This is a genomic window from Citrobacter werkmanii, assembly GCF_008693645.1.
Classification (GTDB): domain Bacteria; phylum Pseudomonadota; class Gammaproteobacteria; order Enterobacterales; family Enterobacteriaceae; genus Citrobacter; species Citrobacter werkmanii.
Map to the genome: position 1 here is coordinate 1679499 of NZ_CP044101.1, position 13064 is coordinate 1692562.

12 protein-coding genes are annotated in these 13064 nt (G+C 49.5%); 3 read left to right on the top strand and 9 right to left on the bottom strand.

What is annotated here, in order from left to right; genetic code table 11:
* Nucleotides 1-79: 79 nt before the first annotated feature.
* Nucleotides 80-1240: a pyridoxal phosphate-dependent aminotransferase gene (locus FOB24_RS08520; protein ID WP_085047541.1), complete on the top strand. Its 1161-nt coding sequence runs from the start codon at nt 80-82 to the stop codon at nt 1238-1240.
* Here the strand turns inward: FOB24_RS08520 and FOB24_RS08525 are convergent, their stop codons facing one another.
* From FOB24_RS08525 to dsbG, 4 genes are all read right to left on the bottom strand, one after another.
* Nucleotides 1241-1858 carry an IbrB-like domain-containing protein gene (locus FOB24_RS08525; protein WP_085047540.1) on the bottom strand — a complete coding sequence of 206 codons (618 nt, stop codon included), beginning with the start codon at nt 1856-1858 and terminating at the stop codon, nt 1241-1243.
* On the bottom strand, nt 1843-3066 hold the full coding sequence (locus tag FOB24_RS08530; RefSeq protein ID WP_038638652.1) for a phosphoadenosine phosphosulfate reductase: 1224 nt from the start codon (nt 3064-3066) through the stop codon (nt 1843-1845). The genes FOB24_RS08525 and FOB24_RS08530 overlap by 16 nt, the downstream gene beginning before the upstream one ends.
* Nucleotides 3067-3239: 173 nt before the next feature.
* Nucleotides 3240-4151 carry a DNA-binding transcriptional repressor CitR gene (gene citR / locus FOB24_RS08535; protein WP_121528745.1) on the bottom strand — a complete coding sequence of 304 codons (912 nt, stop codon included), beginning with the start codon at nt 4149-4151 and terminating at the stop codon, nt 3240-3242.
* A gap of 206 nt (nt 4152-4357) precedes the next feature.
* Entirely contained in the window at nt 4358-5104 is a 747-nt protein-coding gene (dsbG, locus tag FOB24_RS08540) for a thiol:disulfide interchange protein DsbG (RefSeq protein WP_085047538.1), read from the bottom strand.
* Nucleotides 5105-5470: 366 nt separating this feature from the next.
* Between dsbG and ahpC the strand changes: the two genes are divergently transcribed.
* A complete protein-coding gene (gene ahpC / locus FOB24_RS08545) occupies nt 5471-6034 on the top strand; it encodes an alkyl hydroperoxide reductase subunit C (protein WP_004859485.1) in 564 nt (187 codons plus the stop codon).
* Between the two features lie 150 nt (nt 6035-6184).
* The gene (gene ahpF, locus FOB24_RS08550) at nt 6185-7750 is read left to right on the top strand and encodes an alkyl hydroperoxide reductase subunit F (protein WP_038638660.1); all 1566 of its coding nucleotides are present in this window, start codon (nt 6185-6187) and stop codon (nt 7748-7750) included.
* A 101-nt stretch (nt 7751-7851) separates the two neighbouring features.
* Here the strand turns inward: ahpF and FOB24_RS08555 are convergent, their stop codons facing one another.
* The 5 genes from FOB24_RS08555 to FOB24_RS08575 form a co-directional block, all read right to left on the bottom strand.
* Nucleotides 7852-8412, bottom strand: coding sequence for a desulfoferrodoxin family protein (locus FOB24_RS08555; protein WP_150344786.1), 561 nt, complete (start codon nt 8410-8412; stop codon nt 7852-7854).
* 13 nt (nt 8413-8425) lie between these two features.
* Complete coding sequence (fadK, locus tag FOB24_RS08560; RefSeq protein ID WP_150344787.1) at nt 8426-10087, bottom strand: medium-chain fatty-acid--CoA ligase; 1662 nt, start codon at nt 10085-10087, stop codon at nt 8426-8428.
* A 3-nt stretch (nt 10088-10090) separates the two neighbouring features.
* Entirely contained in the window at nt 10091-11413 is a 1323-nt protein-coding gene (locus tag FOB24_RS08565) for an MFS transporter (RefSeq protein ID WP_150344788.1), read from the bottom strand.
* A 66-nt stretch (nt 11414-11479) separates the two neighbouring features.
* Nucleotides 11480-11764, bottom strand: a complete 285-nt coding sequence (locus FOB24_RS08570) for a ferredoxin (protein WP_069323141.1) — start codon at nt 11762-11764, stop codon at nt 11480-11482.
* Nucleotides 11761-13053, bottom strand: a complete 1293-nt coding sequence (locus tag FOB24_RS08575) for an FAD-dependent oxidoreductase (RefSeq protein ID WP_150344789.1) — start codon at nt 13051-13053, stop codon at nt 11761-11763. The genes FOB24_RS08570 and FOB24_RS08575 overlap by 4 nt, the downstream gene beginning before the upstream one ends.
* Nucleotides 13054-13064: the final 11 nt, after the last annotated feature.

The following is a 13064-nucleotide window of genomic DNA, read 5'->3' on the forward strand; positions in this document are numbered from 1 at the left end:
TCTGAACGTCTTGATTGCCAAATACTAACATCGTGCTATAGTGGCTTCAACAACAACATCACACGTCGGGATAACAATAATGAGCAATAACCCACTGATTGTGCAAAGCAAACTCCCAAATCTGGGGACCACAATATTTACGCAAATGAGCGCGCTGGCACAGCAGCATCAGGCCATTAACCTCTCGCAGGGATTTCCTGATTTTGACGGTCCACATTTCTTGCAGGAACGTCTGGCATATCATGTCGCGCATGGCGCTAACCAGTATGCGCCGATGACGGGCGTGCAGCCGCTGCGCGAAGCCATTGCCGATAAAACCGCGGAGTTGTACGGTTATAAGCCCGATGCGACAAGTGAAGTCACCGTCACGGCAGGGGCCACAGAAGCATTGTATGCAGCCATTACGGCGCTGGTGCGGCCTGGTGATGAAGTCATCTGTTTTGATCCGAGCTACGACAGCTATGCGCCTGCGGTGGCGTTATCCGGCGGCGTGGTGAAACGTATTGCGTTGCAACCGCCGTCATTTCGTGTGAACTGGCAGGAATTTGCCACGTTACTCAGCGAGCGCACCCGGTTAGTAATCCTCAATACACCGCATAACCCATCTGCTACCGTCTGGCAGCGCGCTGATTTTGATGCGTTATGGCAGGCGATTAAAGAGCGCGAGATTTTTGTTATTAGCGACGAAGTGTATGAGCATATCTGCTTTGCCGCTCATGGACATGCAAGCGTGCTGGCTCATCCGCAGCTACGGGAACGCGCTGTTGCCGTTTCATCTTTCGGTAAAACGTATCATATGACCGGCTGGAAAGTCGGCTATTGCGTTGCACCCGACGCCATTAGCGCCGAGCTACGCAAAGTCCATCAGTACCTGACGTTCTCAGTCAACACACCGGCTCAGCTGGCGCTGGCGGATATGCTGCGGGAGAGCCCAATACACTACCGCGAGCTGCCCGCGTTTTATCAGAGAAAGCGTGATGTGCTGGTGAATGCGTTACGCGACAGCCGACTGGAAATTCTGCCGTGTGAGGGGACCTATTTTCTGCTGGTCGATTACAGTGCGGTCTCAACGCTTACTGACGTTGAGTTTTGTCAGTGGTTAACTAAAGAAGTGGGGGTTGCGGCGATACCGCTGTCGGTGTTCTGCGCCGATCCTTTCCCGCATAAGCTGATCCGCCTATGTTTTGCCAAGCAAGAATCGACGCTGTTAGCAGCCGCAGAGCGTCTGGTTTCGCTGTAATTATTTTACTGTCCAGGCTTTGGAAAACCGACGGTCGGCAAATAACTCCTGCAGGCCGTTGATTTGTTTCAGTCGCAACACTTCATCGTTATCCATGCCCAGTTCTTTAGCGATTTTTTCTTCACTCCAGCCCAGTTGCGATAATTCACGCACGATTTCCGACATGGCGTGGATTTGGTGGCGTCCGCGGGCGCGGTTATGGCGGATTGTCGCCGCCATACGTTCATGGCGATCGCGTTCCAGGCAGGCGACGGGCAGATAGCCTTTTAATCGTGGTTTTAGCGATGCTTTGTTTTTTCCTAATTCATGGCGGTGAAAGCCATCGATGATTTCATACTCTTCTTCCGTTGAGTGAACCACGACAATCGGCTGAGTGAAGCCATCCGCTTCGATGGATTTCAACAGCAGCTTTTTCTCCGGCGGCGCAACGTTATTAGGGTTGTAATCATTGGGCGAAATGTGATCGCTTTTAATCCATAACACGCAATCTACTGGTTCTTCACGAAATGGACTGACGCTGTGGATTGCCATTCTGAATTCATTAATGGCTTCAATTCTATCTTTTTCTGGCAAACCAGAAAGAAAGCTGAGGAGTTCCTGTGTTAATCGTTGTTGCATAACAACCCCCATTCCTGACGTTTGGTTTTCATGCGTTCAGTATATCGCTGGTAGTTTTTCGTTTTTGTGGGGCTGAACGAAAGTGCCCGACACCAGTAATCATTATTCAGGAGTACTTTGCAGATCCTTCTCCATGAGGGGATATCCCTGGAACCAATATCGCCTTCCTGACTTTCCGGGATATTGTCCATGCCTTTTTTCTTATACCACTGTATATAGACAGCGATTTTGTTGCGGTAATGTTCTGCGGTCTGTTCTGGCATGCTGTGTAATAGCAGCATGGCGTATTGCTGCCAACTTAAATGCTCTGGTTTGAGTATTTTCCGATGACCGTAAAAATGGTTGTCATGACCGGCGTAAATCCCGCCGCTTTTAACGCCGCTGACGCGGGCGCACATAGCCGCCCATCGCTGCGGCTCAATGACATGGTACAGCCACAATCCCTGGCGTTGTTCCGGTCCAAAGGGCTCGCAAATACGCATATATCGTGTTGGGACCCCGGCCTGATACATCAGGTTATACAAGGGATTGCACGGCATTTTTGTCTTCGCAAACCATGTCCAGATATCGGCTGTTTTCCAGTCATATAACGGATAAATGTACCAGGTGTGTCCACCTGGCGCTGCCGTCGTCCACGGCTTGTCATCGGCAAAACGTTGCTTACGCGAGTTGGCGATGGCCACAAAGCGGTTATAGGACTCGTCCGCGCGAATGCCGACCATCATCGCTGCGGGACGCTTTTGTGAAAACCAATCTGCGAACTCGCGAACGAAGAGCTCAAAGGTCATACCGGGCTGATAGAAAGAAAAGAAATTGGGGTCGGTAATGGCATCGGCCGGTGGCTGACGCACCCACTGTATATTCGGCTCCCAGCACTGCCATTCGGGTTGATATTGTGAAAGCGCGTTTTGTGTGGTCAGAGGTAATGCGACCCAATAAAATTCTTCGATAACATCGGAATAACTCTCGCGTAGCGCCTGGACATAATCGATAGTGCAGGAAAACTGAGCTTCCCAGTCAATAAATAAGACGCTAATTTTTTTCTGTAACTGGCGGGCAAGGGTGGCCGTAAGATGGAGCATAAGACCGGAATCTTTTCCTCCCGATAATGAAACACAAATGCGCGGCAGCGTGTTGAGCGTCCATGTAATGCGCTCCTGTGCGGCTTCAAGTACATGTTGAGTTAGAGGTATTTTATAAACAGACATATCAAATCCATAGTGAGGAGCTGTTATTCCCCGCTATGGTAAATGGTCAGCATAAGAAATGCTAATCTATATGTGTCGTAATTCTCATAAATAATTCACCATTTCAATAAATGGCTTTTATGAATTATTAACATGAATTAATTACGCTCACTGGGAAAATAATTAACAGGCGTTTATTCGCTATCTGGTGTGATTCTTTTTATATATGAGGCAAAGGAATCGTTAGAAAGCGAAGCGCGGTTATACATCAAATACAGTTTTGCTGACGGCAATTTTATACCGATGCTAATCTCTTTGAGATTAAAGACAGGGGAGAAAAATTCGTACATAATTCTGGGTATAATACCAATGATATCAGTGTTTGATATAACGTTAACGATTGAAATCAAAGAGTCGCTACTGAAACCAATATCACGATTGGCTAAAAGTTGATTCGTTTGTGACTGATACTCTTTCATCCCCTGTTCCTCAGTGAGGAGTAATGTAAATTTTTCCTTTAATAATTGTTCTACGGTACTTGAATCATTAATTCTGGGATGGTTACTGTTACGGACTAACACCCCTTCGAGCGTTTTGACCGGCGTGCATACAATGGAGCGGTTATGTACTGGTACGATTGTGAATACCAGATCCGCTTTGCGGTAAGATAGAATATTTTCAGCAGTTTCTGCGCTCATTAGAATGTCGTGATGTTCAATCTCAATATCAATATCAGAACCTTCTCTGAGAGAATGAACCATCTCGTATAAATTTAAATTGGTTGCCATTTGCGGGCTATAAATAATAAATTTTTTCTTTAAACTGGAGTTATGCATGATGTTAATTGTTTGCTCCAGTGAGTTGAGGTTTTGTTCCAGATGATGATGAAGATTGATGCCAGTTACTGTAGGCGTGATGCCTTTTCCCGAGCGAATGAACAATGGATCGTTAAACTGAGTACGAAGTCGTTGCAATGACTGGCTCACGGCCGAAGGTGTAATAAAAAGTGTTTCTGCAGCCTTGCTGATGCTCAGGTGCTGATAGATACATTCAAAAATAACAAGTAGGTTTAGATCGAATTTTTTAAGATCGTAAAGATTAGCCATGTATACTTTCCTCTGACGGTAAAATTTGAAATAATTAAATTATGAAATAGTTTGAAATGTACTTATTTACAGACTTTATGTTTCAGTGCTTAATGAACGATTAATTTAAACTAACATAGCACAAAACACTTTATTTTCACGAGAAAAAAAAGAAGTGTGGTGAGTGATTGAAATGAGAACGATAACAATCACTCATTTTATTACCTTTATTTATTTCCCATGATAATGTTTAATTTCTCCTGATCGGGTAACCCGACTTCCTGTTGCAGCGTATTGTCTTTACTCATGTAGTAGATGGCTGGCGTCACGTTAGCACCCAAATCATCCATCAACTTTTGATTGATATTGAGTATCTTCATCTGCTCGGGCGGGAGAGAGGCAGGAATTTCCAGCTTCATTTTGCCGCCGGAGGCTTCATAGTCATGCCAGGTTTTGGCCGGATCTTTTGTCGACAAGATTGCGGCAGCTGTTGCCGGGCTTTCAGGTTTGATTACGCCCACCAGTAGCGTACGCAACTGAACTTTACCGGAATCGACCCACGGACGCGCCTGCTGCCAAAACTGTTTGCAATAAGGGCAGAAGGGATCGGCGAACACGTAGACAATCACCGGGGCCTCTTTCTTACCATCCAGAATCCATGAGGCTTTTTCCATTCGCTGCCACATCTCGCGCCCTGCTGGGGCATAGATCTCTTTTTCTATCAGTGCATTACTGAGGTTTTCACCTTTCTCATTGTACATGTAGCCTGAGATAGCATGTTTGCCGTCGGGCGTGACGTAGATAGTGACGCCCATATCCTGATATTTACCCAGATAACCTTTCATTCCGCCAGGGGCATCGAAAGGTTTCAGAATAGTAATGCCCTGTTTCTCAATGGCTTTAACAGGGGCAGGTAGCTCTTCGGCATGAACGATAGCGGGAAGTAAGGATAAGAGTAAGGTACGCTTGAACATTGATTTTCCTTATAAAATCAGAAGGAAAGGGGACTGAATTGCAAAACCTATCACAGCCATAGGTAAGATCGACAGTCTGTCGATTGCCCTTTCTTTAGTTGGGTGATGTAATCCCAATCGCTGTTACGACCTTTGTTAAGGTAATGTAGAGCGCAACACATAGCCAGTTCTGCTGGTACTGAAGTTACCTGCGGGTAGCTCGGGTAATGAGGCTCCCTGCAAAGGGGGCCTTTTTTACTTTTGTCTTTTAGGTTCGATTGAGGAAGTTGTTAGTTAACGCTTATTGATTTGATAAAGGAAACGCATTAGCCCTTGGAAGAGATTTTCGTTAACTTATCTCTCAACGAAAACACGGAGGAAGTACAGATGTCTTTGATTAATACCAAAATTAAACCTTTCAAAAACCAGGCGTTCAAAAACGGTGAGTTCATCGAAGTAACCGAGAAAGATACCGAAGGTCGCTGGAGCGTCTTCTTCTTCTATCCGGCTGACTTCACCTTCGTATGCCCGACCGAACTGGGCGACGTTGCAGACCATTATGAAGAACTGCAGAAACTGGGCGTAGACGTTTACTCTGTTTCTACCGATACCCACTTTACGCACAAAGCATGGCACAGCAGCTCTGACACCATCGCAAAAATCAAATATGCAATGATCGGCGACCCGACTGGCGCCCTGACCCGTAACTTCGACAACATGCGTGAAGATGAAGGTCTGGCTGACCGCGCAACCTTCGTTGTTGACCCGCAGGGTATCATCCAGGCAATCGAAGTTACCGCTGAAGGTATCGGCCGTGATGCGTCCGACCTGCTGCGCAAAATTAAAGCCGCACAGTATGTTGCATCCCACCCAGGTGAAGTTTGCCCGGCTAAATGGAAAGAAGGTGAAGCGACACTGGCTCCATCTTTAGACCTGGTTGGTAAAATCTAAGCTAATTTGTAGGCCGGATAAACGTAGTGCATCCGGCATTCCACAGGCGCAAATTTGCGCCTGTTTCATTCCAGCACCATGACGCAAGTTGCATTAATGCAGTCCCGCGAAGTCGGCTTGCATGATGATGTTTTCAGAGAGGGAAGAAGAATGCTCGACACAAATATGAAAACCCAGCTCAGGGCTTACCTTGAGAAACTGACCAAACCTGTTGAGCTGATTGCTACGCTGGATGACAGCGCTAAATCGGCAGAAATCAAGGAACTGCTGACTGAAATTGCTGAACTGTCAGAAAAAGTCACCTTCACAGAAGACAATACTCTGGCAGTGCGTAAGCCATCGTTCCTGATTACCAATCCTGGCTCTCACCAGGGGCCGCGCTTTGCGGGTTCTCCGCTGGGCCATGAATTTACCTCGCTGGTGCTCGCGCTGTTGTGGACCGGTGGTCATCCGTCAAAAGAGGCGCAGGCGTTGCTGGAGCAGATCCGCGATCTCGACGGTGATTTTGAATTTGAAACCTATTATTCACTCTCCTGCCATAACTGTCCGGACGTGGTGCAGGCGCTGAACCTGATGTCGGTACTGAACCCACGCATTAAACATACGGCGATTGACGGCGGTACGTTCCAGAATGAAATCACCGATCGTAACGTGATGGGCGTTCCGGCGGTATTTATGAACGGTAAAGAGTTCGGCCAGGGTCGCATGACGCTGACTGAGATCGTGGCGAAGGTGGACACCGGCGCAGAGAAACGTGCGGCTGAAGAGTTGAATAAGCGTGATGCTTATGACGTACTGATTGTTGGTTCTGGCCCTGCGGGAGCGGCTGCGGCGGTGTACTCTGCACGTAAAGGTATCCGCACCGGTCTGATGGGCGAACGTTTTGGCGGTCAGGTTCTGGATACCGTTGATATTGAAAACTATATCTCGGTACCGAAAACCGAAGGCCAGAAACTGGCTGGCGCGCTGAAAGCACACGTTGATGACTATGATGTTGATGTGATCGACAGCCAAAGCGCCAGCAAACTGGTTCCTGCGGCGCAGGAAGGTGGGCTGCATCAGATTGAAACGGCATCCGGCGCGGTGCTGAAAGCGCGCAGCATTATCATCGCGACTGGTGCGAAATGGCGCAACATGAATGTTCCGGGCGAAGATCAATATCGCACTAAAGGCGTAACTTACTGTCCGCACTGTGATGGCCCACTGTTTAAAGGCAAGCGTGTGGCGGTGATTGGCGGTGGTAACTCCGGTGTTGAAGCCGCTATCGATCTGGCGGGCATCGTGGAACATGTGACGCTGCTGGAGTTTGCTCCTGAAATGAAGGCCGATCAGGTGCTGCAGAATAAACTGCGTAGTCTGAAAAACGTCGACATCATTTTGAATGCGCAAACGACAGAAGTAAAAGGCGATGGCAGCAAAGTCACTGGGCTCGAGTATCGTGACCGCGTGAGCGGCGATGTTCACAGTGTAGAACTGGCAGGTATTTTTGTTCAGATTGGTCTGCTGCCGAACACCAACTGGCTGGAAGGCGCCGTTGAACGTAACCGCATGGGTGAAATTATCATTGATGCGAAGTGCGAAACCAGCGTGAAAGGTGTTTTCGCTGCAGGTGACTGCACAACCGTACCCTATAAGCAGATCATCATCGCGACAGGCGAAGGCGCGAAAGCCTCGTTAAGCTCCTTTGATTATCTGATTCGCACCACAGTAGCATAAAAAAGTAAGACTCACCTGCAATGCCAAAACCGCCAGTCATTCGCTGGCGGTTTTTTATTTCGCTAAAGCGCGCACAACATGCTGACCTGCAATGTGATCTGTCAAAATGTGTACCGCCACAACCCATGCTGGTTGCACCAGGTATAGGCTGAAAATCCTCGTTTGCAGTTGAATTTACACTGTTTCCCTTTGCAGATTGGGCGATCGCAATAAACATAAGCATCATTGCCCGCGAGTGCAAAAGTGGCTTCTGGCGGCGCGCCTGGCGGCAGATATTTAAATTGCCCCCCCTGAAAGGTGTAAATAAAGATCCACTCCAGATAGTGATCTGCCGTCATTGGATGCGCCGGATTACCTACCGTTACGGAAAGCGTATTTGATTCAAATCCCCCGGAAATGGTCATCAGTGGTTGATGCTGTTGGGCGAGCGCATCGGTAGTAGTGGCATCATTAACCCGTAACGCGACGAGTGTTTTTCCACAGCAGGTTATTGGGGATGTTGCGTCACGTATAGCCATGGTGACAAGGAACGCCCCGCACTGAGGACAACGGTAGAAGTTCGGGTTAGGGCGGATAAAAGTGGGTTTGGTACTGTTTTTAATCCGGTTTGATACTCTGCGTACGTTGCGGGAATGTTGGGGAACAGTATGAGTTAGAGACATAACGCGCTCCTTCTTACGCCGAGGTTGTTAGACCAGTCGTTTCTTGCGAGAGGGATGCCAGACGCTGGAGAATATCCTGTCGGAGAATGTATTTTTGAATTTTGCCTGAGGCCGTACGCGGTAATTTGTCTATAACAACCAGATATTCCGGGTATTTATATTTTGCGATACGCCGTTGGGCGAAAAACGCGATGATATCAGCCAACTGAAGCGTTTTTTGTGGATGACTCAGCACGACATAAGCGCAAGAACGTTCACCCAGGCGTTTATCTGGCATGCCCACCACAGCGGCATCGTGGATATCCGGATGAAGCAGCAGAATATCTTCTATTTCGCGACTACTGATGTTTTCACCGCCACGAACAATAACGTCCTTTTTTCGGCCAGTAATTTTGATATAGCCGTCTTTATCCATCCGGCAATAGTCGCCGCTGTAATACCACCCGTCGTCGTCAAGCACCTGGTCGGTCAGTTCCGGTTCATCAAGATAGCCGACAAAAACATTGGGGCCGCGAGAGGCTTCTTCGCCCTCATTATTTTCCGCCAGAGTCATCTTCTTCTGGTCGACCACTCTGATTTCAACGCCTGCAGCGGCTCTGCCATCCGTGTTCATTTGATGAGTCAGAGAGTCATGCGGTCGCACTATCGCATGGGGAGCACTTTCTGTACTTCCGTATACGCCAAGGAGTTGAATCCCTGCCTGGTGACATTCCTGCAGAAGTTTTCCTGGGATTGTGGTTCCCCCGCACAGAAAGAAGCGAAGAGAAGAGAGAATGCTGCGCTGTGCTTTGGAAGCATACAGCAGATCGCACACGAACGGTGTTGCTCCCATGATGCAGGTGCAGCGCTCTTGCGCCAGTAATGCCAGGCACTCTTGCGGAGAAAATATGTCCATCAACACGCTGCTGGCGCCTGTTAAAAAAGGGGCGGTCACGCCATGCAGAAATCCTGTTGCATGGGCTAGCGGAGCGGGCATGAGAATCGAATCCGTCCAGTTTATATTGAGCGCCGCGCAGAAGGTTCGTTCACTGGCGATGATGGTATTGTGCGTCAGCATCACGCCTTTGGGATGACCTTCCGTACCGGAAGTAAAAAGAACTGCCGCTAGATCGTCGCTATGCGTTAGGACGTGATGCGCTATTGGCGGAGAATCATTGAGGATCTGGCTCAGAACGGGGCCTGTGGGCGCAGGCGCCAGCTTATCAACCGCCACCACCTTCTCAAGCCAGGGCAGATCGGAACGGAGTGCGGCGATCCTATCTGCCGGGTTGTCGTTTTTAAAACTCGTTGGTGTAAACAGTATCCGGGCTCGGGATTTATTGAGTATCCAGGTCAGTTCACACTCCCTGAAAGCAGGCAGGAGCGGGACGGTCACGGCTCCGCTTTTCAGACAGGCCAGATAAATTATCGTGAATTCACACCAGCCGGGCAACTGGAGCGCCACGCGATCGCCCGGGCGGATACCGACGTCAATGAGCCAGGACGCCAGCCGTCCTGCGGCAATATCCAGCGCTTTATAAGTATAGTTATCCCCCCGATTATCGGTGACCGCCACTTTGTCTGCATACGCTTTGGCCGACAGGGACCAGTAATCGGCTAATGTCGCATCTCCCCAGTGGCCCTGTTGCCTGTATTGCGCTTTACGCTCGGCATTGATTTTTAGGTTCGTTGTCATTGGTTATGTCTCAGACTGAGTTCTTTTTTTGCAATACATCGCCAGTGCGCCAGCCAGTAGCGGCAGAGGCAAAAACAGAAAGACGTCACTGAATGTCCAGCCTGCTGCGAGCATGAGCGAACCCACGCCTGCGCTGGTAATCGCGCCCAGCCGGCCAATGCCCGTCGCCCAACCAACGCCGGTTGCCCGTATTGAAGTCGGGTAAAAGTGCGCAGCCAGTGCATAGCAACCGGGGTTGATCCCGTTGAGAGTGAAGCCAAGAATAAGAACCAGGGCATAGAGCAGGAAAAGCGAAGGGGTGAACAGCCCCAGAACTAATGCGCCGCATATGCTGCCTGACAGCGTCAGAATAATAGCCTCGTGTTTGCCCCAACGATCCATTTCAATACCAATGCAAAAATTGCCTATCATGCCGCCTATCTGAAAGACAGACCCCATAATGACGGCCTGGGAGAGCGTAAGTCCGGCATCTTTTATCATCAGGGGTAACCAGCTGGATAAAAGGTAAACGCTGAAGAGTCCGACAAAAAGCGTCAACCACAGCGCCACCGTTCCCAGCGTGTAAGGGGGATGCAGCAGTGACTTTGCCGTGCTGGCGCGGGCTTTTTGCGGCTCGGTGGTGTAAAAACGCGTATCTTTGTCTGCAATTCCGGGAATAAACAGATTTAGCAGGCGAACCAGGCGCGCATCGTTACCGGCGTGCTGCACCAGATACAACATCGATTCAGGTAAACAACGCAGTAAAACCAGTGCCAGCAATAATGGCAAAATGCCGCCTGCGATAAGCACGGCGCGCCAGCCAAACGTTCCGAGCAACTGTTGGCTAAGTATGCCTCCCAGCGCTGCGCCAGAATTAAAGCCGCAATGGATCACCGTTGACAGGCGAGAGCGATAACGGTGGGGGGCGTACTCTGCAACCAGCGTCGTGATGTTGGGCATGGCTGCGCCTAACCCGAGTCCGGTAATAAAACGAAAAAAAGTCAGGCTGGATAAATTCCAGGCCCCGGCAGAAAGCAGGCTGCTGAGACCAAAAAAGACAACTGACCCAATAATTAACTTTTTACGTCCATAGCGGTCAGCTAGCGGGCCAGAAATTAAAGAGCCTGCCGCCAGCCCCAATAATCCACTCATCATGACCGGGCCCAGATCTTCTTTGGATAGTTGCCAGTGATCTATTAATGCCGGAGCAATGTAGCCAATTGCCGTGACATCGAAACCATCAATACCCAGAACAAAAAAACCGAGAAAGACAATAAACCATTGCCGTTTGCTGATGGGGTGTTTGTCTAAAATCGTACTGATATCAATTTGATTCTGTACCGACATGGTCTTCTCCCTGAACCGCGAACACGAGGTATCTCCTGATACGGCGATATGCTGTTTTGCAGGGGGTTAGCCGAAGCGAAATTCAACGCCAAACGTTCCTTGTGGATATTCCCATTTTTGTAGAATGGTGTGTGAACACAGCACCCGGCATGTGCCGCATTCGAGGCAGCCAGCATAATCAAAGTGAATATTGCCAGCGTCATCCTGGCGATATAATCCGGCGGGGCAGGCGAGGATCAGTTTACGGAACTGCTCTGGATCGGGGTTTTCCACCAGGACAATATGGGGATGGCTTTCATCGACCCTGAATTTATTCGTGCCCAATTTCACATCGACGTTCACGGTATTCATAATGCGCGAACTCCTTTAATGCCGTCTTTTAAGAGATTAATTAATCCGATTTTTTTGCCGTGCGCTAATACTGTCGAGAACAGTGAAGCAGGGGCCTTGCCGTTGACGGTAAACAGAGACGCCATGAGATCGGTTGCCATTTGCGGATATTGTTGAAAAATTCGCGGGTTCTCCATCATTGCAGGTAGGCGGCGGTAGTGGCGCATATCGCGTAACACCGCGCTTTTCTCCAGTGCGTTGGGATAAGCCTGGAGTTTTCCTTTACTGAAATCATTGGCATTTTTCGCGGCAATGACCGTTTGCGCCGCCACATTGGCTGCTGTGATGGCGAGATCCATGCCCCGCACGGTATAGCCCAGATTCAGACACATTCCGGCCGCATCACCGACAATCATCACTCCGTTCTCGACTAACGTTGGAACCATATCTATCCCGCCTTCCGGCACCAGATGCGCGGAATATTCCTGTAGCGTACCGCCTTCGATTAGCGGACGGATCGCAGGATGCTGTTTGAAGTCTTCCAGCATTTGCGGCACGGTTTTACGGGCATGCTCGATACCGTCGAGGCTGCATACCAGACCCAGTGAAAGCGTATCGCGATTGGTATACAAGAAACCGCCACCCATTAATCCGTCTGACGGCGAACCGGCAAACAGCCAGGCGGCGCCTTCGTTACCTGTTAGCCCGAAGCGCTGCTGAATTTGTGCGGATGGCAGTGAAATCACCTCCTTCACACCAACGGCATAATGGTGCGGCGATGATTCTGGCACCATACCGATAGCGCGGCCCAGCAGAGAATTTACACCGTCGGCGAGGAGAACCACATTTGCCTCCAGGGTATCGTCTCCGGCCTGAACTCCCGTCACTCGTCCATTTTGACGGATCAGTGAATCTACTCTGACGCCGGTGATGAACTGAGCGCCAACGGCTTCTGCTTGCGCCATGAGCCAACTGTCAAATGTGCGGCGAAGTACCGTCCATGATTCTGCGACCGGGGCCTGTTGGGGGAGGCTCGCGAGATAGTCCAGCGTGACAGCGCTTTCTGTTGTAAGAAAGGAAATTCGCTCCCTGACTACTTTTCTTTCAACGGGGGCTATATGGGTAAAACCCGGCATAATTTCTTCCAGGCTGTGCGTGTAGAGTCGTCCTCCGGTCATATTTTTACTGCCCGCAGTATCACCACGCTCAATGACCAGCACATCCAGTCCTGCTTTTGCCATTACATAAGCGGCGATGCAGCCTGAGATGCCTGCGCCGACAACAATGGCGTCAAATTTTTCGTCCGACATCGCTTTTGCTC